This window comes from Paenibacillus sp. FSL L8-0158, from assembly GCF_038592965.1.
Taxonomy (GTDB): domain Bacteria; phylum Bacillota; class Bacilli; order Paenibacillales; family Paenibacillaceae; genus Paenibacillus; species Paenibacillus polymyxa_D.
Genome location: NZ_CP151949.1, coordinates 4,288,466 through 4,311,443, shown reverse-complemented (window position 1 = coordinate 4,311,443; position 22,978 = coordinate 4,288,466). Strand labels below are relative to the sequence as shown.

Annotated in this window: 17 protein-coding genes; 16 read left to right on the top strand and 1 reads right to left on the bottom strand. The window is 45.8% G+C overall.

The window, feature by feature from the left end:
• Window positions 1–182: 182 nt before the first annotated feature.
• The 10 genes from NSQ68_RS18935 to NSQ68_RS18890 all read left to right on the top strand — a co-directional run bounded on the left by NSQ68_RS18935 (window position 183) and on the right by NSQ68_RS18890 (window position 14,863).
• Window positions 183–2,336: a DUF454 family protein gene (locus NSQ68_RS18935; protein WP_342426872.1), complete on the top strand. Its 2,154-nt coding sequence runs from the start codon at window positions 183–185 to the stop codon at window positions 2,334–2,336.
• Window positions 2,329–3,984 carry an ABC transporter ATP-binding protein gene (locus NSQ68_RS18930; protein ID WP_342426871.1) on the top strand — a complete coding sequence of 552 codons (1,656 nt, stop codon included), beginning with the start codon at window positions 2,329–2,331 and terminating at the stop codon, window positions 3,982–3,984. The genes NSQ68_RS18935 and NSQ68_RS18930 overlap by 8 nt, the downstream gene beginning before the upstream one ends.
• A 302-nt stretch (window positions 3,985–4,286) precedes the next feature.
• Window positions 4,287–6,821 carry a type I pullulanase gene (gene pulA / locus NSQ68_RS18925; protein ID WP_342426870.1) on the top strand — a complete coding sequence of 845 codons (2,535 nt, stop codon included), beginning with the start codon at window positions 4,287–4,289 and terminating at the stop codon, window positions 6,819–6,821.
• 233 nt (window positions 6,822–7,054) lie between these two features.
• Window positions 7,055–7,696 carry a 50S ribosomal protein L25 gene (locus tag NSQ68_RS18920; protein ID WP_029515690.1) on the top strand — a complete coding sequence of 214 codons (642 nt, stop codon included), beginning with the start codon at window positions 7,055–7,057 and terminating at the stop codon, window positions 7,694–7,696.
• 239 nt (window positions 7,697–7,935) lie between these two features.
• Complete coding sequence (locus NSQ68_RS18915) at window positions 7,936–9,432, top strand: methyl-accepting chemotaxis protein (RefSeq protein ID WP_342426869.1); 1,497 nt, start codon at window positions 7,936–7,938, stop codon at window positions 9,430–9,432.
• Window positions 9,433–9,622: 190 nt separating this feature from the next.
• Window positions 9,623–9,871, top strand: coding sequence for a hypothetical protein (locus NSQ68_RS18910; protein WP_029515688.1), 249 nt, complete (start codon window positions 9,623–9,625; stop codon window positions 9,869–9,871).
• A gap of 36 nt (window positions 9,872–9,907) precedes the next feature.
• On the top strand, window positions 9,908–11,569 hold the full coding sequence (locus tag NSQ68_RS18905; RefSeq protein WP_342426868.1) for a sensor histidine kinase: 1,662 nt from the start codon (window positions 9,908–9,910) through the stop codon (window positions 11,567–11,569).
• Window positions 11,566–12,330 carry a LytTR family DNA-binding domain-containing protein gene (locus NSQ68_RS18900; RefSeq protein ID WP_342426867.1) on the top strand — a complete coding sequence of 255 codons (765 nt, stop codon included), beginning with the start codon at window positions 11,566–11,568 and terminating at the stop codon, window positions 12,328–12,330. The genes NSQ68_RS18905 and NSQ68_RS18900 overlap by 4 nt, the downstream gene beginning before the upstream one ends.
• Before the next feature lie 190 nt (window positions 12,331–12,520).
• Window positions 12,521–13,774, top strand: a complete 1,254-nt coding sequence (locus NSQ68_RS18895; protein ID WP_342426866.1) for an OFA family MFS transporter — start codon at window positions 12,521–12,523, stop codon at window positions 13,772–13,774.
• 177 nt (window positions 13,775–13,951) lie between these two features.
• Window positions 13,952–14,863: a serine/threonine-protein kinase gene (locus NSQ68_RS18890; RefSeq protein ID WP_029515684.1), complete on the top strand. Its 912-nt coding sequence runs from the start codon at window positions 13,952–13,954 to the stop codon at window positions 14,861–14,863.
• Window positions 14,864–14,907: 44 nt separating this feature from the next.
• Here NSQ68_RS18890 and NSQ68_RS18885 read toward each other — a convergent pair whose 3' ends face one another.
• On the bottom strand, window positions 14,908–16,995 hold the full coding sequence (locus NSQ68_RS18885; RefSeq protein ID WP_342426865.1) for a vWA domain-containing protein: 2,088 nt from the start codon (window positions 16,993–16,995) through the stop codon (window positions 14,908–14,910).
• Window positions 16,996–17,632: 637 nt separating this feature from the next.
• Between NSQ68_RS18885 and NSQ68_RS18880 the strand changes: the two genes are divergently transcribed.
• From NSQ68_RS18880 to NSQ68_RS18855, 6 genes are all read left to right on the top strand, one after another.
• Complete coding sequence (locus tag NSQ68_RS18880) at window positions 17,633–19,801, top strand: hypothetical protein (protein WP_023989860.1); 2,169 nt, start codon at window positions 17,633–17,635, stop codon at window positions 19,799–19,801.
• Window positions 19,802–19,920: 119 nt separating this feature from the next.
• Complete coding sequence (locus tag NSQ68_RS18875; protein ID WP_013311475.1) at window positions 19,921–20,346, top strand: hypothetical protein; 426 nt, start codon at window positions 19,921–19,923, stop codon at window positions 20,344–20,346.
• Between the two features lie 130 nt (window positions 20,347–20,476).
• Entirely contained in the window at window positions 20,477–20,926 is a 450-nt protein-coding gene (locus tag NSQ68_RS18870; protein WP_342426864.1) for a DnaJ domain-containing protein, read from the top strand.
• Window positions 20,927–20,958: 32 nt separating this feature from the next.
• Complete coding sequence (locus NSQ68_RS18865) at window positions 20,959–21,507, top strand: FHA domain-containing protein (protein ID WP_342426863.1); 549 nt, start codon at window positions 20,959–20,961, stop codon at window positions 21,505–21,507.
• A gap of 67 nt (window positions 21,508–21,574) precedes the next feature.
• On the top strand, window positions 21,575–22,102 hold the full coding sequence (locus NSQ68_RS18860; RefSeq protein ID WP_342426862.1) for an FHA domain-containing protein: 528 nt from the start codon (window positions 21,575–21,577) through the stop codon (window positions 22,100–22,102).
• Between the two features lie 35 nt (window positions 22,103–22,137).
• A complete protein-coding gene (locus tag NSQ68_RS18855; protein ID WP_250270555.1) occupies window positions 22,138–22,968 on the top strand; it encodes a protein phosphatase 2C domain-containing protein in 831 nt (276 codons plus the stop codon).
• Window positions 22,969–22,978 lie beyond the last annotated feature (10 nt).

The following is a 22,978-nucleotide window of genomic DNA, read 5'->3' as shown; positions in this document are numbered from 1 at the left end:
TCCTCTTGAAGACAAAGCATCCACATCAACACTAGCGTGTTCTGTAGAGATGTGCTTCAAGAGGATTTTTATATGCGTGATTTACATCACATAACAACCTGCTTAAATTGTTTATATTGATAATGATTATCATTATCTATAAAATGAAATCATTACTATTATAACTATTAGGGAGGATTATAGTGAAACCGATCTATATTACCTTAGGGTTTTTATTTTTGGCGCTTGGAGTTATTGGTGTAGTGCTACCGTTGCTACCGACTACACCGTTTCTGCTGCTCGCGACCTTTTTCTTTATGCGGGGGTCCGAAAGGATTCACCAGTGGTTTTCGAATACCTCGCTGTACCAAAAGCATCTAGAGAGTTTTGTTCAAACAAGGTCGTTGAAGCTGTCTACGAAAATCACGACATTGGGCTTAGCGTCAACGATGTTGATTATAGGCTTTATTTTCACCCCTAATGTGTGGGGCAAAACGCTCATCGTCTTGGTCATCCTTTTTAAATATTATTACTTTATATTCCGAATCGGAACAGTGAGAAACGCTGCAGCAAAAATAACGCCATCATCTTCACCTGCACCTACTCCAAAAAAAAAGTCTAAAATGGTCGACAGCCGTCTGCTCGGTCTAGTGGAACATTCTCGAAAATATATCGTATGGGGTGTGCTTGTGCAGTGGATCGGTCTTTTGGGGAGTATAGCCGCTGTGTTGTCTATGGCCTTTGTTATGCAGCAGGCATGGGAAGGACAAGTGACTCGCAAGCTGATTCTATCTATGACGGTCATTGTTATTGCTGCTATTGCAGTTCGCTGCCTGAGCAATTATGCAGCCAGTATGTTATCCTATCGTGCTTCGGTAAATGCTAAAAAAACGCTGCGCTCGCAAATTTACAGCAAATTGCTGAAGATAGGACCCGCGTATACAGGTCATACCTCCACCTCGGGGGTTATTCAGGTTGCTGTAGAAGGGGTAGAGCAGCTTGAAACCTATTTCGGTAGATATATGCCTCAGCTATTTTACAGTCTGCTTGCCCCCGTAACGTTATTCATTACCCTCTCTTTTGTCAGCTTCAAAGCAGCCATTATACTATTGATCTGCGTTCCCTTAATTCCAGTGTCGATCATTGTCATTATGAGGATGGCTAAAAAGCTTTTTCGGAAATATTGGGGTAGTTACGTCAATTTGGGCCACAGCTTTTTGGAGAATGTACAAGGTCTGACAACGCTCAAAATGTACGGAACCGACCAGGATAAACATCAGGAAATGAACACAGCAGCTGAAGATTTTCGCAAAATGACGATGAAAGTGCTGACTATGCAGCTTAACTCCGTGGCCATTATGGATCTTATCGCATTTGGTGGTGCCGCTGCGGGTGTACTGGTCGCGGTAAGCGAATATTCTTCGGGACGAATTGGCTTGGCAGGAGCAATTATCATTGTTTTGCTGTCGGCAGAATTTTTCATTCCTCTGCGTCTTCTGGGGTCTTACTTTCATATCGCCATGAACGGAATGGCAGCAAGCGACAAAATATTTCAAATGTTGAGCACAGAGGACCTTATACAAGGACAAAAAAGCATAAAAACCACACATATTCGACTGGAACAGGTGAGTTTCGCCTATGACGAAAGAGATACCTTACGAAATATATCCATGGATATTCCCCAGGGCAGCTTTGTATCCATTGTTGGGGAATCAGGCTCTGGTAAAAGTACGGTAGCCGGATTGATCGTTGGGCATCACGAGGGGTATCGAGGAAGTCTGACGATTGGAGGAACCGAGCTTACCGATATTTCGGAAAAAAGTCGCATGCACCACATGACCTGGATCGGTTTTAACAGCTATATTTTTAAAGGCACCGTGGAAGCAAATTTAAAAATGGGCAATGAGCACGCGGATGAGCAACACATGCTGGAAGCTTTGCGACAAGTGAAGCTGTATGATTTTATCCTCTCAGAAGGAGGACTGGAAGCAGAACTGGAAGAGCAGGGAGCAAATCTGTCAGGAGGACAGCGCCAACGGCTAGCACTGGCCAGAGCATTGCTGCATGATAGTCGTGTGTACATTTTTGACGAGGCCACCTCTAACATTGACAGTGAAAGTGAGGAAGGCATTATGGAGGTTATACATGCGCTGGCAGGTCAAAAAACAGTGATTCTTATCTCTCACAGACTGGAAAACGTAGTCCAATCTGATTGTATCTATGTGCTGCAAAACGGTTTGGTGGCAGAATCGGGAACGCATCATGAGTTGTTGAGCCAGCAGGGACATTATGCGGAGATGTATCTCAGTCAACACCGGGTAGAGCAGTTTGTAAAAGGAGGAACTGTATATGCGTAGACACGGATTACGGATCATGGGCCAATTATTGGTATTGGCGGGACCTCTTTTACCTGTGCTGCTCATAACGATTGTGACAGGAGTACTTGGTTTTGTTTGTGCTATTGGCATTATAGTGTTTGGAGCCCTGGCCCTGCTTACAGCAACGGGCATCACGACAGGCTACACCATGTCGTTTTTGCTGACGACGATCGTGGTTTGTGCCGTACTGCGCGGTGCATTCCGTTATGGCGAGCAAATGAGTGGTCATTATCTCGCTTTCAAGCTGCTGGCTGTACTGCGTGACAAGGTACTTCAAGTCCTGCGAAGACTCGCTCCAGCCAAACTGGAAGGCAAAGACAAGGGAAATCTGATCTCACTCATTACGAGTGATATTGAGCTGCTGGAAGTATTTTATGCGCATACGATAGCGCCTGTTATGATTGGCATCATCACCTCACTGCTCATGGTATTTTTTATTGGTTCTTATGAGCCTCTGCTGGGCTGGCTTGCTGCGCTTGCTTACCTAACTGTCGGTTTATTTATTCCCTTACTCACGTCACGTACGGGCAAACGTCAGGGGATGGAATATCGAAGCAGCTTTGGCAAGCTAAGTAGTTATTTTTTGGACAGCTTACGGGGTATGAAGGAAATTGTGCAATATGGGCAAGGAGAACAACGTTTGAATGAAATTAACCGTCGGACGGATCAATTGGATGCCAAGCAGAAGGATTTGAAGCATCATGAAGGCATCACAAGAGCCATCACAGATGCGGCTGTAGTTGGATTCTCATTCTTGATGCTGCTGGCTGGCTTGTACGGTATGTCTAATGGTCAGGTTGACTTTACAGGTATGCTGATTTCTGTCATTGCCCTGTTTAGTTCATTTGGTCCGGTCGTCGCACTGAGCAATCTGTCCAACAATTTGCTTCAAACGCTGGCGAGCGGGGAACGAGTGTTGAGTCTATTGGAGGAAACCCCGGAGGTAGAGGAAAATATCGAAGGGACGAGCGTTGCCTTTACGGGAGCACGAGTAGACAAGGTGACTTTTGCATACGATGGACAAACGGTGCTGAATGATGTAAGTCTCACGATACCGCATCAGCGGATTTTAGGCATTCAGGGTAAAAGCGGCTCAGGCAAGTCTACGCTGCTGAAGTTGCTGATGCGATTTAGGGACCCGCAGCAAGGTGCAATTTTGCTATCCGGACACGATCTGAAGGAAATTGGGACCCGACATTTGAGAGGCTTACAGAGCTATGTCGACCAGCATACGTTCCTGTTTGATGATTCAATTGCAGCTAATATCAAAATCGGAAAGCCTAATGCTACACATGAGCAGATTGTGGAAGCAGCACGTAAGGCATCAGTGCACGATTTTATTATGACCTTGCCTCAAGGGTATGACAGCCGAGTTGGAGAATTAGGGGACAGGCTGTCTGGTGGAGAACGTCAACGCTTGGGGCTGGCCAGAGCCTTTGTCCATGATGCGCCTCTCTTACTGCTCGACGAGTCTACCAGCAATTTGGACAGCCTGAACGAGGCGATTATTTTAAAATCGTTAAAGGAACAGCAGCAAGATAAAACGATTGTCCTTGTTTCGCATCGAAGTTCTACCTTGCGGATTGCTGATGATATTTTTCAAATGGATAATCGAAGACTGTCCTGACTTTTCTAACGTTTTTTAACGTACTTTTTTAGCGATAAGTGATGAAATCTAGGAAATTATTGTTATACCTTGAGGGCAAAAGCTGTAGCCTGTTCATGGTATTGTCATAAAATGGAGTGTGCGTTGAAATGGAAGCGTCATCCTTATTTAAATCATCCAGCTTTTCAAGCTTGTCTTATTTTGATAGCCTATTAGGTGAAGATTTTATAAAATCCTGAGGTATATTGACAAGTCATAAACATCATAAATGATGGATGAACAGAGGCTGTAAGCCGATGTACAGAAATGGGTGGTGAACAGAAATGTCAGATTTCAATCAGCTTAAGGAGCTGGAGCACACAACATATCCCATATATGAAGGCTATGATTTGGGTCTTACTTATACGCCTGCGGGCAGCAAGTTCAAGGTATGGGCACCGACTGCGAAGCAAGTCCATATAGCGTTGTATAGCGATGCGGGAGTGTACGATCAGGAGGGGAACGTTCAGGAGCACGGCGGGGGTCAGGAATTTCTCATGATCCGTGATGATCAAGGGGTATGGTCTATAGAGCTGGAAGGTGACTGGAACAAATATTATTACATGTACAGGCTGGAGTGGGCGGACAACACCGTTCATTATGCTGCCGATCCATATGCCACAGCGGTATCAGCCAACGGGCAGCGTACAGCGATCATTGATTTGGCTCAAACCAACCCGGATGGATGGGAATTGGATGCGGGGCCTACCCTTAAGCGGCCGACGGATGCCATTCTGTATGAGGTTCATGTGCGTGATTTTTCGATGGATACCCATTTTAATACGGGGAAAAAAGACTTATCTGCTGCTCAGGGACGGTTTGAGGCCTTTACGTATACGGGATTGAAGGATCCTGAGGGGAACAGCATCGGGCTGGATCATCTGCTGGAACTGGGCATTACACATGTTCATTTGCTTCCAGTAGCTGATTTTCATACGGTGAACGACTTTGCGGAATTAGATACTGAATATAACTGGGGCTATGATCCGCAGCATTATAATGTGCCGGAGGGGTCTTATTCTTCCAATCCGGCTGATCCGGAGGCACGTATACGAGAGCTGAAACTGCTGGTACAGTCTTTGCATTCTGCCGGCATCGGTGTCATTATGGACGTCGTGTACAACCATACGTATTCGGTGGAACAGGGGCCATTTGAGCCTGTTGTACCTGGATATTATTACCGCACGGATGAACAAGGGCAGCTCACCAATGGATCAGGTGTAGGCAATGAGGTGGCAACCGAACGTCCGATGGTGCGCAAGTATATCAAGGATTCACTACGCTATTGGGCAGAGGAATATCATATAGATGGCTTTCGATTTGATCTGATGGGTCTGATTGATACACCAACCATGGTGCAACTTACGCAAGAACTTCGCTCTGAAGTGCGTCCGGATCTGCTGATCTATGGTGAGCCTTGGACGGGAGGAGAATCTCCGCAACCCTTGCTTACGCTAAAAGGAACACAACGGGACAAAGGCTTTGCTGTTTTTAACGACAACTACCGTTCTGCTATTAAGGGGGATAGTGACGGTACTGGAAGCGGGTTTGCCACGGGGGCAGAACATCAGGAGGAACAGGTGCTCAAAGGTGCTTTTGGGGCTATTCATGATTTTACAACTCAGCCATCGGAGAGCGTCAATTATGTAACTGCCCACGATAATCTCAATCTGTGGGATAAAATTTTGACGGTAAGACATTTGCGGGAGCAATGTCGTTTTCCACAATGGGAGCAAGGGAAGCCACAGGATGGGAGGACACCTGAACAAGCTGTTGCCGAAGCAGACCCATATGGGGAACTGGATGGAAATAACCTGCTAGAGGACGAAACCGTGCGCAAGTCCCTGTTGGCTAACGGCATGGTACTCACATCTCAAGGTATTCCTTTTATTCATGCAGGGGATGAACTGCTGCGCTCCAAATATGGAGACCATAATAGCTACCGGAGCTCAGATGTGGTGAATGCCATCCATTGGGATAACAAGGCGAGGTTTCGCCCTGTGTTTGATTACTACCAAGGCTTAATTGCTTTGCGACGCAGCCACCCAGCATTCCGAATGGACCAACGTGAGCTGGTGGAGCAGCACATGGAAGTGCTGCAAAGCAGTGGGCATGTGGTGGCTTTTGCTTTGAGGCACCACGCTAACGGCGATGCCTGGAATCATATTGTGGTGATTTATAACGGCTCGGATACGGAGCAGACGATAGTATTGCCTGCGGAATCGGATCGTTGGCATGTGGTTGTGGATGCACATGGGGCTGGTAATGAGATACGGTATGAAGTGGTAGGACATCGTGTGACTGTATCGCGCTGGTCGATGATGGTGTTATATGATCAGGAAGAACCTGCTCGAGTCTCTTTTGTGACTGAACAAGATCAGGCTAATCGTCAGGCGAAGAACGAATTAGAAGACTCGGATGAGGGAACAGATCAAGAAATTGCAGGTACAGCTATGACGTTGACAGATCTACAGCTTGGAAACAATAGTGAAGCCGCTCGATTTCACACGATTGAACTGATATACGAGCGTACAGATCGGCAATACACTGGCTGGAATGTATGGGTATGGGGAACAGGGCACCGCGATGGACATGTCGAATTCCGTGATTTGGATGATGGTCGTGCAATAGCGCGTATTCAGGTGGCCCCTGATATACAGCGAATTGGCTACATTGTCCGGCTTAATCACTGGGATGCCAAGGATGTTGAGGCAGATCGATATATTGATGTAGACCGGACACAGTCTGTGATGCAGGTATTGATTCATAGTGGAAGAGAAGAATATTTATTACTGGTAAATGATAATCGGGCCGGATAGACTTGCGTGCTTGGTCGCTGTATATACACAAAAATAGCATTTTTCGATCATTTCGAAAAATGCTATTTTTTTATGCAAACGTGTGTCAGTTTCAGAAAAAAGGGGTAAAATAGAATTATGGACTTGTTTAGTTTTGCCAGCTTGCTGGCTTACATCCTGTAGTACGACTGGTAAACAGACAAGATTCTTGGAGGAAAATCATTTGTAAGGTAACCTGAAGGAGGTTGTATATCATGAGTTCTAATGGAGGAAGTATTCAACTGACCGCCCAGCCGAGAACAGAGAAGAAGGGTTCGGCCATTCGTGGATTGAGGTTAAAAGGACGGATTCCAGCTGTGGTTTACGGCTCTGAGCTTGAAGGAACCCCTGTACATGTCGATGCCAAGGAATTTAATAAAGTAGTCAAAACCGGACGTTCAGAGGTGTTTAACCTCACAGTAGAGGGTGGGGAAACCATTCCAGTTATTATTAAAGATTATCAACAGCGTGACAACCAATGGTTGCATGCCGACTTTCTGAAAATCTCCAAAAACAAACCGCTTCGCGTGCGTGTTTCTATTGATTATCAGGGTACACCTGCAGGTACAAAAACAGGCGGTATTCTGCAAGTTCAGGAAACGGAAGTTGAGGTCGAAGGTCTTCCGGCTGATTTGCCATCTACCATTGAGGTGGATGTATCTGCGCTGGATGTTGGCGACAAGCTGAGCGCTAGCGACTTGAAACTCCCTAAAGGAGTAACACTGCACGTCCCTGAAGAAGAACTGCTTGCTTCTATTATCGTTCCACGTGCAGTTGAAGTAGAAAATGCTGCTGTGGAAGGTGATGCAGCGGCAACCGAAGGCGCTGAAGAGGCTTCTGAAAACAAGGAATCCTAATATTATCAGTGAATACATGAACCTTTTCCAATTGCGAAGATCATCAAAAATGAATTCAAAATCGCTCCCTGTCAGGGGGGCGATTTTTTGCATTCCTTTATTTACAATTACATACTCTTTCCCTTTAAAGTACGACCATCATTCACTACGTGTTCTGATATGACGATATATAAAGTATGGTATTTACATTTTTATTTTATAAATACCTAATATATATTCTAAGGAGCGCGTACACAATCATGGACAGAACGAGTGAATTGTTGTGGCAAAGAAACAAATTGGTGATCATTATTTTTTGGATTATGGCCTTGAGCGGCATCGTCCCGGCATTATCTAATCCCTCGATGTGGGTATCTAATGGTGTAGGATTTGTAGTCGCGGCAGTTTTAACGATCCTGAATGTGAAAAAGAAAGGAATCCGCCTTATTCCGTGGATTACTACGTTTTTTAGCGTATTAATGTGTATATTTTTGAACTTATCTAACGTCGAGGTAGGGACCACCATATTAATTTGCTCTTTGTTTTTGCTGTATCCGTCTTACCGATATTTTCTGGTAGCTATGACCTTAAATCTCTGTAATATATTTGTGCAAATAACAATCGGTACGCCCCCTATTCCCCCGGCTACCGGTTCTTTGCGCTATGTGCATGAGTTTATTATTGTTTTACTCATTGGTTTGCTACTGTTAGTGGTATCGGTGTTAAATCAAAAGCAGTTTAAGAAAAGTGAAGAGCAAAATAAAGATATCGATGCTACAAGGCAACGAATTGAATTTCTGTTTGAGCAAGTTAGACAAGCAGTGGCTGGATTGCATAGCTTTACAGAACGATTCAGGAATCAAGTAGATGCGACGGGCAGCGTGACAAATGAAGTCGCTATCGGATTTCAGGAGGTTGCCAAAGGGGTAGAAATGCAAGCTTCGAATATCACCGAGGTTACAGATAACTTGGCCCAATCCGACCAGCACGTGCGAGAGGTAGCTGATCATTCCCGAGAACTGAAGCAGCTTTCCGAAGATACGAAAAATGCCGGGGACAGAGGGAGCAGTCAACTGCTTGCATTGACGTCTCAAATTAAGGATTTGGGTCAGGTCATGAGTCGTACCAAAGAAGAACTGGACGAGTTTAGAGTACAAAGTGATAACATGTCTGCCATGCTTAAAGATATTACTCAAATCTCGAAACAAACTAATTTGCTGTCCTTGAATGCATCCATTGAGGCCGCCAGAGCGGGAGAGCATGGAAAAGGATTTGCCATCGTAGCTGGCGAAGTGCGTAATTTGGCTGAAATGGTAGGGAACACCTCGGTGGCGATGGAAGCTATTTTGACTCAACTGAGAACTCAGATGGATTCTGTCGTAAGCCAATTTGACATGGGACAGCAAAGGCTACAGCAAAGTATGGAATCGGCACATTCGACCGAAATTGTACTGGAGGACATCCTGCAAAATGCCAATAAAGTGCTGCTGCAGGCCGTGGATGTGGAAAACAGCACGAATAGCATGCAGCAGTACTCATCTCAGGTTGTTCAAGAGATGACGGAATTTTCAAGTGTAACGGAACAAGCGAGTGCAGCGTCAGAACAAATTTTGGCTGGAGTAGAGGAACAACGAAATATAACCTCCAATATGGTGGCCGGGTTTAGTGAGCTGGAGGCGTTGATTATCCAATTAAAAGAACTGGTACATGATCAGAAGGAGTACAACAGTCCTACCGAAATCAGCAAAAGCAAATAACCGAAATGATTTATTTATCGGACTAGAGATCCGGGGATTATCGCTATCAAGCGGTACTCTCCGGTTTTTTACTGCGTTTGAAGAAGGGAAATGAAGAAGAGGCGATTTCTAGAAGCTATAATTAGATGGAAGTTGATGGTATAATTTGTGGCAGTTTAAATGCTTTGTAATTAAGGGGGGACAAATTCCTATGGAGCTTAAATATTTGTTATTCGGCGTGTTGAGCCTATTGGGTAGCGGAGTGATATATACGATGGAGCGCTTTATAGCGGTCATTCAATGGGCTGCGAATTCCGTACCAGTTAAATTGAATAGTTCGGGCATCTCTATGTCAGAACCTGATATGCCGAGTTTTGTTGACAATATATTTGTTATTATTTTATTCGTATGTGGCTTGATGATACTTGGGTATGGTGTGTATGAACGACGTACACGATAACATAGGCATATTCGTTTTTATTTGGGAGGAACGCAGGTGAACGCCTTGTTGGAAATGCTGATGCAGCTATTTGAGCGCGCAGCGTTGTTGCTGATTTGTTTATTTTTTATTACTCGTATCCCACGGTTTAAGGAAACCTTGCAAAAAAACAGCCATTCTCCAGCAGAGTTGGCCTTACTAACATTGATTTTTTGCATGTTTGCGCTGTTCGGCACCTACACCGGGATTGAAGTCGAAGGTTCGCTTGTTAACGTTCGAATCATAGCAATTATGGCAGGCGGTATTTTGTTTGGACCCTGGGTTGGGATCATTACAGGTATTATATCGGGTATCCATCGTTATCTGATTGATATCGGGGGAGTGACCTCGATTCCGTGTCTGATTACGAGTATTCTGGCAGGTGTGGTGTCAGGATACATCGGCCGCCGGGTCAATCGTTCCAAGAGATGGCTGGTCGGTATCGCCGCAGGTATGGTCTGCGAAGCGTTGACGATGCTGCTCATTATGGTGATGGCACAACCCCATAGCCTTGGAGTGGACATCGTTTCCAAGATTGGTCTACCGATGATTATCGGAGAAGTCAGTATCGGTTTAATCGTTCTGTTGATCCAGAGTGTGGAGGGAGAAAAGGAGAATATCGCGGCCAGACAGGCCAAGCTGGCACTCGATATTGCCAATAAGACGTTACCTTATTTTCGCTCCATTAATGCCGAATCCTTGCATACGATTTGCTCGATTATAAAAGAAGACATCAAGGCAGACGCGGTGGCGATTACAGATACCAGAGATGTGCTGGCTTATGTCGGTTTTGGCGAAGAGCGTTATCACATCGGAGATGAGATCATTAGCGATGTGACTAAATCGACGATCCGCAGCGGTAAAATCACGATCCGCAATCATATTGCAGACGATAAAACACCTCAAATCCAGTCCCTGCTCATTATCCCGTTAGAGGAGCGGGGAGAAGTAACCGGAACGTTGAAGATTTATTATCGCAAAGCTTATAAAATCACGTATCCGTTGCAGACGATGGCGATTGGCTTGTCTCAAATCATTTCCACGTTAATGGAAGTATCGCGTGTGGAGCAAATTAAGGAAGCGGCGAATAAGGCTGAGTTAAAGGCACTCCAGACTAAGATCAATCCTCATTTTCTGTTCAACGCGTTGAACGCCATTGCCTCGACGACACGCACAAAGCCGGATAAGGCACGAGAGCTGATCATTAATTTATCGGGTTATCTGCGCTATAATTTGGAGCTGAATGATGATTTGATTGAAATTCATAAGGAGCTTCAGCAGGTGTCTGATTACGTAGAAATTGAAAAAGCACGCTTCGGCAACCGGCTTCAGGTAGAGTATGTAATGGATGAGGTGTCTGTGCGTATTCCAAGCCTTATTATCCAGCCCCTGGTTGAGAATGCGATTAATCATGGAATCCTCAAGAAAAAGGGGGCAGGTACAGTAACCATTTCTGTAAAGGATCGCGGAGAAAAGGTGCGTATTTCTGTGGCAGATACCGGGGTGGGTATACGCGATGATGTTGTGGATAACCTGTATCATGATCGGGTTCCGGCTAAACAGATCGGCTTGTACAATGTGCACAGACGACTCAAGCTTATGTACGGCGAAGGAGTTATTATTCTGAAGCATGAGCCAGGCACCGAAGTTTATTTTGACATACCAAAGGAGAAGTTATGAAGGCCATAATTGTAGAAGACGAACTTCCGGCGCGTGAAGAGCTGGAGTATCTTATTCAGACTCATAGCAACATTGAGGTGACCGATAGTTTCGAGGATGGGCTAGATGTGTTTCGGTTTCTGCAAGATCAGGAGACGGATGCGATCTTTCTGGACATTAATATTCCTTCTTTGGACGGGATGCTGCTGGCACAGAACATTAGCAAATTTGCCAAAAAGCCCTATATTATTTTTACGACCGCCTATAAAGAACATGCGGCGCAGGCTTTTGAACTGGAGGCGTTCGACTACATCCTCAAACCCTATGATGAAAAACGGATCGCATCTATGCTGCGTAAGCTGGAAAATGCTTATGAGCAGCAGAACGTTCCAATACAGGAACCTGTCCAGACTGCACAACCTCGAGCTGCTGAAGCCGGCGCCGTTGCTGCGCCAGGTCGTATTAATCTGCTGAAAAATGACAAAATCATCGTAACGGATGCGAACGATATTTACTATGCGTGTGCACAGGAAAAGGTGACCCGTGTCTTTACAAGACACGAAGAATATACAATGCCGATGAGCATTTCGGAATTTCATGCCAGGTTGCCGCAGCAGGACTTTTTCCGCTGTCACCGATCGTACACGGTGAATCTGTCGCAGATCCGTGAAATTGTACCTTGGTTTAACCATACGTATCTCCTGCGTTTGCGTGGACTAGAAGCAGAGATTCCGGTGAGCCGTAGTAAAGCCAAGGAATTTCGGCAAATTATGCGACTTTAAAGGCATTTCATTCCGCCATATGTGCATTTCATTCCTCAAACGATTTCTGGCTAACATGCAGGGTTATAATAATCCATGTAGAGAGAATCCTTACAGACTTGCTCCTCCACAGGCGCAAAGCGTACTGGATTCCCGGTTATTATGATCACAAATTGACGCTGTAGAGCCGGAATGAAAAGAGGAGATTGAAATGAAAACAAACAGCGGAAATCGTTGGCTTGTCGTACTTGGAACAATAATTGTCCAGATGGGATTAGGAACCATTTACACATGGAGTTTATTTAATCAACCGTTGGTGGACCGCTTTGGCTGGAACCTCAGTTCGGTTGCCATTACATTTTCAATTACCAGTTTTGCACTGGCGTTTGCTACATTATTCGCAGGCAAACTACAGGATAAATGGGGACTACGTCGTTTGATTTTGTGTGCAGGTGTCGTGTTAGGAGCAGGACTCATGCTTAGTTCGCAGGTAACATCACTGTCCCTGCTTTACATTTTGGCGGGTATTGTCGTAGGTTTTGCGGATGGAACGGCATATATTACATCACTTTCGAATCTGATTAAATGGTTTCCTGAGAAAAAAGGACTTATTTCCGGTATTTCGGTTGGCGCATATGGAACAGGCAGTCTTATATTCAAGTATATTAATGGTTCGTTGATTCAGTCCGTTGGCGTATCGCAAGCATTTTTATATTGGGGAATAATCGTGCTGATCATGATTGTGGGTGGTTCTTTCCTGGTAAGAGAAGCTGTAGTCGTGAACAAGCCTTCGGTACAAAATGGGGTTGTACAGCGGGACTACACCGTTAAAGAAATGCTGCGCACCAAGCAGGCATACCTGCTATTCGTCATGTTCTTTACCGCTTGTATGAGTGGTCTCTACCTGATTGGAGTAGTCAAAGATATCGGCGTACGGATGGCCGGTCTAGATGTAGCAACAGCCGCTAATGCGGTCGCTATGGTCGCTATTTTCAACACGGCAGGTCGGATCATTTTAGGTGCGCTCTCGGATAAAGTAGGTCGTCTGAAAGTAGTAGCGGGTGCGTTGCTTGCAACGGCGGTTGCAGTTACAGTGTTAAGTTTGGTACCGCTGAATTATGGTTTGTTCTTTGCCTGTGTAGCAGGAATTGCGTTTTGCTTCGGCGGCAACATTACAGTCTTTCCTGCCATCGTAGCTGATTTCTTCGGTCTGAAAAATCAAAGCAAAAACTATGGTATTGTGTATCAAGGCTTTGGCCTCGGTGCGCTGGCGGGGTCATTTATCGCAGCCTTGCTCGGCGGATTCATCCCGACATTTACCACGATTGCTGTGCTGTGTGTCGTATCGTTCCTGATTGCGCTCACCATTCGTACTCCGGAACAAGGCAAAGGCAAACTGCGCAGTGAACGGAAGAAGAATACGAACAGTGTGCGCAGCATGAAGCCCGGAACGAAACTGGGTTAAACGATTTGAGAAAAAAGAACCAGATGAATGCCAAAAGACCTGTCATCATTTCTCTGTGGGAGATTATGGCAGGTTATTTGTTTTTCCAATAATCTATTTTACGGTATAATAAAAAGATGTGTAATAAGCCGATATATACAAAAGACATAAGCTAAGAACCTGACAGGAGGACGAGTCATGATCGTGGATACAAGCGGGAATCTGCTTGCCCGCAATACGAAGCTGCGAAATACATATCAAATTCGAAGCGCCTTGTCCCGCAGTGAGCTGGCCATCGTGTATACGGCAAGGCTGTTGGATAACCGAGAAAAGGTCATTGTGAAGGAATTTTTTCCGAATGCACTGGCTTTGCGGGGGATGGATCGAAAAACGGTCACTTGCGGTGCTTCTATGCAATCCAAATACGTGGAGTTTATGCATTATTTTTTGCGTGAAGGGCAAATGTTGAAGGAGTTAAGTCACCCGGGAATTGTCGGTTATATAGATCACTTTGAGGAAAATGGAACTGCCTATCTGGTCATGGAATACTGTGCAGGCAAGACACTGGATCGAATGATGAAAGAAGAGGCTGCGCCAACGTATGACCCCACTTTTTTGTACCATACGCTGCTACCTTTAATTGATGCCATGGAGTACATTCATGATAAAGGAATTATTCATCGGGATATTAAGCCGGGGAACATTATGATTGGGGAAAATGGCAACGTCAAACTGATTGATTTTGGTTCGGCTGTGCATTTTGAAGGCAAAGAGCATCCGATCTTCACCACGGCGGGCTATTCCCCGCTGGAATTTTACTCTAATCGTTCGCAGCAGGGACCTGTGTCGGATATCTATAGTTTGGCCGCTACGCTGTATTATTGCCGAAAAGGAACACCTCCGCCAGATGTGCCAGGCCGATTATTTGCAGATCATGCTGAGCGGATTCAGATTGAAAATGCGGGACTTTCTCTGCTGCCGTATGTCATTCGGCGTGGTCTGGAGGTACAGGCTAACAAGCGCTGCCGCTCACTTCGATGGTTTAAAGCCGCACTACGTGCGGAATATTGGATAAAAAAAGGGAAGCGCCCTACTCTTACGGTTCGTTAATCGTAAGAGACGGTGCTTCTCTTTTTTTTACGTTGTGACGGACATTATCCTGTCGGAGCCTGGATATGGTCGGTGTACACTGAAGTATTTGGTTTAATCGCTTTGTATCGCAGCTCGATTTCAGTGACACCATCCTCGAATGTAATGTACAGTTTGTCACTGTACTCCATGACCGCTTTTTTGTTGCGGGCTAATCTGATCTTTCCATGCTGTAAGGCGCAGCGTGTATCATGTTTCACGATGAGGCTCCCTTTTTTACCTGCGGAAAATAGGATCCGTTCTGCTTCTGGCAATGGTTCGTGAACGTCAAGCGTACGGAACAGCTCTTGCAAGCTGACCTTACGACCCGGAAAGGAGGTGAGCGGCCAAGATTTTACCGGAATCTCCTGCCCACTTGCTGTAGCGAGAAAATATCCTTCGATTCTTCCGGCAAACTGCGGCTTCGGCCGCAAGAACCAATACAGTAGAGCGGCTACCACGATACTGATGGCTACTGTCCATTTAATGGCTGTATACCGAGATTGTACGGAAACGGTTAGTGTAGCGCTGCTGGAGGCTCCTTCCGGATCGGTAGCAGTAATCTTTAGCTGAGAGTCACCTGTGTGGAGCTCGGATAGCAGCAGATCATTACCGTTAATCTCAGCATGGATCGCATCCCCAGAGGCTTCTGAATCCAACTTATAGTTCAGCTTGTCATGATTCGGGTCAACAATAAAATCCGATACACTTCGACGGGAATCACCGTCTTCTTTCACCAGGTGAATCGTCAGGTCTTTTAAGACCTGTGGCGCTGCATTGGCCGCGTGAACTTTATGTACAGTTCCCTTACGGTACCATTGCGGACTATCCAGAGATAGCTGCCATGTATAATCCCCGGTTTGAGGGAACGCATATTCGGTATGGAAGGCTCCTGACTTATAGGTCATAGGCACCTTTTTGGCTGTGCCCCCCTTTGGAGTAACAATAATATGGGCTTGGAGAGACGTATATACGGCTTCATCCGTAAGCTTTTGACTGTCGGGTAACAGGAGCTGAGCTTGAAACGGTGTGGCTTGACCTTTCAGCAACTGCACAGGCTTGTCGCCATGAGTGGCCGATGCTTGCTTTCCTCCCATGGTTGCTTCGGCTTCCAGTCGGTAGCTGCCAAGTAAATTGATTTTCACCAAATCCCCGCGTATGCCCCGTAGTTTCAACTTCACTTTACCTGCCTGTGGATGCTCGATTTTTAAAATCGCATATCGGCTCGACTTGTACCTGCGGACATTTTCTGAATTGGAATATAACTGTGTTTCCAGAAGGGGATGCTCCGACAAAAGCACCAGATTAGCTTCCTCCATACTGGAATCAGGTAGAGTTACAGTTAATTCCTGCATCTCGCCAGTGGTCGTAATTGCAGCAATTGGAACGAGCTTGGAACGAATTTGACTGGCGAAAATACGGTTCAGAATTTCCGGCAGATCCTCGGCACTACTTGTAATAAAAGAAGCTCCACCCGTTTGAGAAGCGATCCGTTCGAGTTCTTGTCGGTTCACTGTGCCATCATGGTTCAGACCAATCGTATACACCGGATATCCCTTGGTCTGTGCAGATTTGATGACAGAGGATACATCGTTATTGGAGTCACCTTTGGATCGGGAACCAGAGGAGGCACCAAAATCAGTCTCTCCATCTGACAATAGAATCATAAAAGGCTGACGCCCTCGGGATGCTCCTGCCGCTAACAGCTCCGAGCCTTTACGCAACCCAAGCCCCAAATCCGTATAACCGGAACGGTTAAGTGTTCTGATTTCCTGCTGGATCTGGGATTTTTGTGCTGCTACGGCAATCGAAGTCAATGGTTTCGAGGCGACCACGTGGTGATTGTAGGCAACGAATCCGACGCGTGTGCGGTCTGCATCACTCAAATCCATAAACATATTGATGACTTCGGCGGCAATGCCCTCAGGATCGGTATCCCTCATGGAATAACTGGTATCCAATACAAAAACGGCATCATAACCCTCAATCGGGACAGCACCTAAAGATGCTGCATTAGCCTGATTTACAGTGCAAATACCCCCATTTAAGCCCATTTGTAAAAATAGTACAAAAGTCATGAAAACAATAATCCCTAGTTTCCTTATTCTGAACATAAGCTCCTCCATCGCCGAGGCCAACGTGAGGGGATCAACTCTCCTAATCCTTGGGATATAAGGGATAAAGGATCAAAACAGCTGATAAACCTCACATTAGCCATGAATTTGATTCTTTTACGCTTATCAGAAATATCCAATGGACTTCTATCGGTAATTGAGTTCCATTTGTGAATATTTCCCTGAAGAAACAGGTCTAACATATCATGAAAATTACGTATTCACGCATAAAATGAGTCAAAATGCCCTATTTCAATCTGAGACTACAGAAATTGACAAAACTGAAGGGTGCTTTGTATGATAGCTCTCGTATCAACGGCAAAAATTGGGATTGAAGTTAGGAATACGAAATCATAAATTAAAAATTTCTGTGTTATCTGACTTTTGAATTTGAAAAACATCTCATGTGTATGCTTTGCCGTTAAAAGCCGAATAACGCTTCGGACCGATTTTCGAGGTTACATGCCTGTACCGTAAATGTGGTATAAGCTCAATCCTTTGACGAATTTAAATGTTAAGTAGGGGGGAGGAGGCAAAAGAACTAAAAATGAGTTTCGTCCGTTTCAAATTGGACATCCCATGTCCGTATATGGAGCAATGGACCTATAACTCATACTTTATTCATTTGCCGACAGCGATGGAAATCATTTATCAAACCAACCGGACAATGCTTTTTGAAGAGATTAACCCGGAAAAGCTGGACCTGATCACCATAGTAGGTGATGTGAAAGGTATTGACAGCTTGAGCGATGAGAAGATCAAGGAAATTAATCAGCACCTTCTGGTGCGCAGCTTTGACGAATTTTTGGATAAGTTTTCACCGACCGTGTATTCGTTTTTTAACGCGGCCAATCAAAAAGTCGTCTACACCCTTAAAAAGCCAGAAGGAATTGATGAGGATAGCATTTCTGAAATTCGTGTAAATCAAAGTAATGACTTTCTGAAAATGTTGTTTACGCTCATTGATACCAAGCGCAGTCAAGGAATCACCAATGTAGATTTCAAATTTGAAAATCTGCTGGATATGATTTCACCGAAAAAGGTCATGGATGATATTCGTCAAGTCCGCAAAGAAATTCACTATATGTACGGTGAATACGACAAGCTGGATGATGGCGATCCGAAGAAACTCGACATGGGTGACAAGCTGAATGGAATGTTCGAGGAAGCGAGTCAGAACTATAACAACGTCATGGCTATGCTCCCACTGGCAATTGAGGACATCAAAACCCGCCTTCTGCTCGGTGGCGCCCAAGAGGAAAACTCCGGCGAGCTGATTCAGGTGGGTATGCTCTCCATTGGGGAAAGCGGCGAACTGAAAATTATTGAAGCGCCGAAGAGCGACAGCACTGAGCTGATGCTATTGGATGAGAACAGCACTGGTGATCTCTCCCAAGTATTCGAAGAAGATTATAACTCCATCACAGATACGCCTTCTGACTATGTGAAGGATTTGGTAGTTCGCACGTTTGTGCCACTGCCAGCTGTTCAGACCAAGGTGGATACAGCGGTTGAAGTTCAAAACTACAACACGTATCTGGAGTTCTATAAAAATGCCAAGGACGATTTCGTAAAGGCGGTTAAGCCGCTTGTGGAGAAAATCCTCGGTGTCAAAATGTTCTTCGATCAATATGCAACGAAGAGCAAAGGCATGCTGCCGACAATGCTGGTGGCGAACAACAAGCTGGACATGCTGGTGAAAAGCAGCAATATCCCGCGCCTGGAAACGTACCTGAACACGGTGAATGCTAAGAATGAATTCAGCGACACGATCTGGTTCGGTATCGTTCCATCCGTCGAGCTGGAAGCAGCCGGTAAGGTAAAAGTTTCACGTGAACGTTTCAAGGGCAACGAGAAGGTCGTTAAGCAGGGCGGAAACTCTATGGAATCGCTCTCGATGCTGCTGCAAGTCGTGAAGGATTACAAAATTCAAATGTTCTTTAATTTTGAATCCGGTGAAGAAACGACTTTCAACAGTATGGCAACAGCAGGCATTGATAAATATGTCGATAAATGCGCCAGTCTCGTTCGCAGAGAATATAGCGAATTTGCAATTCCTTGTGTACCGAACTTTACGATTATTCCGAAGGACAAATCGGGTGTCATTATCGACAGCAAAATGCTACAGACCGAAGATGGTGTACAGCTCTCTAAGGAGAAAGAGGATATTCTCAAGCTGTGGATCGAGGGCGTTTATGTAGGTGCAGCCTACGTTGCCGCCGGCTTGGTCGCTTCCTATCAGTGTCCTGAATACCTGCGTGAGACGTTCAAAACGGTCAATAAGAACTTCCCTGGCGTACGCTTCGATATCGAGGCAGGAGACAACAGTCTGCGCACGGTGACGACGATGGCCAAGGAAATCACCGGTTTCACCAACACGATCAAGGATGCCATCAACCGTAAAAACTTCGGCTTTGTATTCTCGTCCGAGAATGCACAGATCCAGGATAAGGATATCCGCCGGATTACCGTCTACAAGGCGAGAAGCATGGCGATGTCTGAGGACGGTTTTGACTCCATCTACAAGACGCTGGTCAGCACGTACATTGAACGTATTTTGCGCTACCAGACAGGGGACTTCAAACACGAAAATATCGTCCGCTTCTTCAGTAACAATCCGAGCAGTCAGAAGAGCAAGTGGCTGAGCAGCAGAGGATCTGTTAACTCGATCATTCAGGACGGAGACGATATGAGCTTCATTATTGATGAGAAAAGCAATATGTGCCATATCGACCTGGTCTTCAACGGTAATGTGAAGAACCTGGAAGTCATGATCACTAAAGGAACCAGCTCGGTTAAATCATGATCCGAGCCCTACGAAAGATGTTAGAGGCGTTTCTTTCTAGAACCGCCTTTATACATAAATCGCGAAGAAGCTCTGCTTCTTCCGCCATCATATTACCTAATTTCAAGGAGGCAACACACATGGGATTCAGATTGAAAGTAGAAGGACAAGAAACAATTGAGCTGGGCTTGGATAACATCCAAACGGTTATTTATGACACCGATACACCGGACGATTCCAATGCACGCTCCACTGACGTGGGCTCCACGCTGCGCATCAGCGGCAAAATCATCACAGCAGTAGACGGTGACAGCGCGGATGACACGCTGAAACTGGCTTTGTGGTCTCTGGTTCCTGCTGAAAAAGCAGACAGCTACCGTAAAGTAACACTGGAAGTTATCGCAGCTGATCAAGTTGTGCGTAAAATCCACTTCCCGAATGCTTTCGTTGTAGACTATAACGAGCACTTCGGCGACACAGAAGGTGTAGGTGCATTTACACTCTACATCAAACAAAAGAAAGACAAAACCGAGCTGGCTACAATCGACGGCGGATATCCGGTTTAAGCTTAACGTCTTCACGTTAAGTGCAGCTTAAACACACACTCACCCGGCACACAAGTGCAGGGTGGATAAATATTAAGAGGCCCACGGGTCTCTTAATATTTATTTTTTTCGGAGAGGGGAACATCACACAATGACCAACTACTATGAGCTGCTCGGTGTCAGCCGGGATGCTTCGGAGGCAGAGATTAAGCAGGCTTACCGTAAACTGGCCAAAAAGTATCATCCTGATACCAACCAGGGAAGCGAGGAAGCAACGCGCAAGTTCAAGCTGATTCACGAGGCTTACAATACCTTGCGTGACGAAGCATTGCGGCAGGCATACGATGCCGAGCTCATCCGAAAAACTGAAGGAGCTGGCGGGGAACAGCAAGAGAGAGGGAGAGGGGCTACATCTTCCGGTGGTGCGCGTACGAAAGCCAAAGGATTCAATCCGGCTGATATAGGAACTGATTTTGAGCAATTTTTTGGTTTTCATCCGAAAACGAAGGAAGGTTCACCAGGGAAAAAAACGAAAAAATCCGGTGATCCGACGGATACCTCAGCGATGTTCAACCAATTTTTCGGTATTCGTAAAAAATGATGATTTCAGGATAGAAATGGGGGAAGCAAGCAGTGAAAACGGCGCAGAACAGATGGGTTTTCATCATAGATGTTGCCATGTTCGGGCTGATGCTGGCGATCGCCTTTTATGTGTTTAATCGTACAGGCTACAGCGGTTTGAAAACCGTGGTCGCGATAGGTATTGGAATCGGCGTGCTTGTATACATACTGCGCAATCTGGTGTCCGTTGTACCTGTGCCCAAGCCAAAGGCACAACGTCATCGGATTGCCAAGCTGGTGTTGATTGATGAAGAGGGCGAGTCCATTAAAGAATGGTATATCGAAGGCGAAACGTCGCTCTTAATCGGCAAAACGACGTCACGTTCGGAGGCGGATATTGATTTGGCAGGTGCAGATTATGCCTCCCTGGTAAGTGTGGAACATGCGGTACTCAACCGGGTGAACAGCGACTGGTTTGTGGAGGATGTGGATTCCGATAATGGTACAGGCTTGCGGTCTGCCAACGAAAGTGTAACCAAGAAGTTGGAAAGCGGTGAGCCATACCGGATTTATTCAGGTGACTTATTATATATTGCCAATACGAGACTGCTCGTTAAATAGATGAGGATGCTGCAAAATCCTCAGATCGCTGAAAAGACAATCATGACAATGGGGGAAGGAACCGACTATGAGTTTGACAAGATGCCCGAACGGACACATGTTCAGTACACGAAAGCACGGAAATACGTGTCCTTATTGCAACACGGTAGTAAATATAGCTGCACCCAAGAGCGCGGAGCCAGCAGCGAAAACAAACGTCGCGGGAGATAATGACAAAACAATGCCGTATTTGGGTGAGACGGTGGGGATTCATCCGGTAACTGGATGGCTGGTATGCATCGAAGGAGCACAGGTGGGTCAGGACTATCGCATTATGGCGGAGAAGAACTTTATCGGGCGCGCAGAGGAAATGCATGTCCGCATTATCGGGGACAACACGATTTCTCGCAGAAATCATGCGGTCATTGTGTATGATCCGAAGAAACGTAACTTTTACTTGCTGCCAGGCGATTCATCGGGTTTGGCGTACCACAATAACGAGGCGGTATATTCACCAGCAGAGCTGGCTGCCTATGACGTGATTCAGCTGGGACACAGCAAATTTATCTTTATCCCGCTGTGTGGCGCCCATTTTGAGTGGAATAACGAAAACTAGGATGGAATTGGGCAATGGTGCAGGGAGGTAACGATATGCAGCCTTATTTTGTTGTAAGTGGAGCTGCGGTACTATTCGCTGTTCTTCTCATGATCCGTATACGACTGACGCGAAGTTCCGGCAGCCGTACCGTAAGTGGAATTGAAATCGGAAATGGTCAAACGATCGGGAGCCGGAGCGAGCAGGATGATTATTTCTCCAGTATGACGACACCTGTTGGTACGCTGGCTGTTGTCGCAGACGGTATTAGTGGACTAGCCAATGGACGTATGTCCAGTACCTTGGCTGTGACGACTTTTACGAAGGCATTTGCCAAGCTGGAAGATGCAACGAATTTGAACGGATATTTTGCAGAGGCGGCAACTCAAAGCAATCGCGGCATTTTGCAAAATTTGAATGGACAGGGCGGAGGAACGACGCTGGCTGCGGTCATTGTGTGCGGCTATCAGCTGTATTACGGAGCGGTGGGTGACAGCCTGATTACGATTTACCGTAATGGTCATTTCCAAACAGTCAATTCCAAGCATACAGCAGAAACACTGCTGGAGGAACGAGTGCTTGCTGGACAAATGACCTCGGAGGAAGCCAAAACGAGTCCAGTGCGCAATCAACTGGTCAACTACTTGGGCTATGAGGGCTTTGAGAGCATGGAATTGGGGAGTGCACCGATTCGTCTGTATTCGGGCGATCATGTGCTGCTGTGCAGCGATGGCATTCAGGAGGCGCTGACGGAGATTGAATTGGAAGAGATTATGCGCAAGGGTGGAACACCGCAGGAAACAGCGGATGCCATGATCGACGCCATTAATGATAAAGGCTTTAAAAGTCAGGATAATGCAACAGTGCTTATTTTGGCGATAGGATGAAACAAGAAAG

Excerpts from the sequence above, each read along its gene's own strand:
- NSQ68_RS18930 (WP_342426871.1), top strand. The coding sequence starts at position 2,329 with ATGCGTAGACACGGATTACGGATCATGGGCCAATTATTGGTATTGGCG.
- pulA (WP_342426870.1), top strand. The coding sequence starts at position 4,287 with ATGTCAGATTTCAATCAGCTTAAGGAGCTGGAGCACACAACATATCCC.
- NSQ68_RS18920 (WP_029515690.1), top strand. The coding sequence starts at position 7,055 with ATGAGTTCTAATGGAGGAAGTATTCAACTGACCGCCCAGCCGAGAACA.
- NSQ68_RS18915 (WP_342426869.1), top strand. The coding sequence starts at position 7,936 with ATGGACAGAACGAGTGAATTGTTGTGGCAAAGAAACAAATTGGTGATC.
- NSQ68_RS18910 (WP_029515688.1), top strand. The coding sequence starts at position 9,623 with ATGGAGCTTAAATATTTGTTATTCGGCGTGTTGAGCCTATTGGGTAGC.
- NSQ68_RS18900 (WP_342426867.1), top strand. The coding sequence starts at position 11,566 with ATGAAGGCCATAATTGTAGAAGACGAACTTCCGGCGCGTGAAGAGCTG.
- NSQ68_RS18895 (WP_342426866.1), top strand. The coding sequence starts at position 12,521 with ATGAAAACAAACAGCGGAAATCGTTGGCTTGTCGTACTTGGAACAATA.
- NSQ68_RS18890 (WP_029515684.1), top strand. The coding sequence starts at position 13,952 with ATGATCGTGGATACAAGCGGGAATCTGCTTGCCCGCAATACGAAGCTG.
- NSQ68_RS18885 (WP_342426865.1), bottom strand. The coding sequence starts at position 16,995 with ATGTTCAGAATAAGGAAACTAGGGATTATTGTTTTCATGACTTTTGTA.
- NSQ68_RS18880 (WP_023989860.1), top strand. The coding sequence starts at position 17,633 with ATGGAAATCATTTATCAAACCAACCGGACAATGCTTTTTGAAGAGATT.
- NSQ68_RS18875 (WP_013311475.1), top strand. The coding sequence starts at position 19,921 with ATGGGATTCAGATTGAAAGTAGAAGGACAAGAAACAATTGAGCTGGGC.
- NSQ68_RS18870 (WP_342426864.1), top strand. The coding sequence starts at position 20,477 with ATGACCAACTACTATGAGCTGCTCGGTGTCAGCCGGGATGCTTCGGAG.
- NSQ68_RS18860 (WP_342426862.1), top strand. The coding sequence starts at position 21,575 with ATGAGTTTGACAAGATGCCCGAACGGACACATGTTCAGTACACGAAAG.
- NSQ68_RS18855 (WP_250270555.1), top strand. The coding sequence starts at position 22,138 with ATGCAGCCTTATTTTGTTGTAAGTGGAGCTGCGGTACTATTCGCTGTT.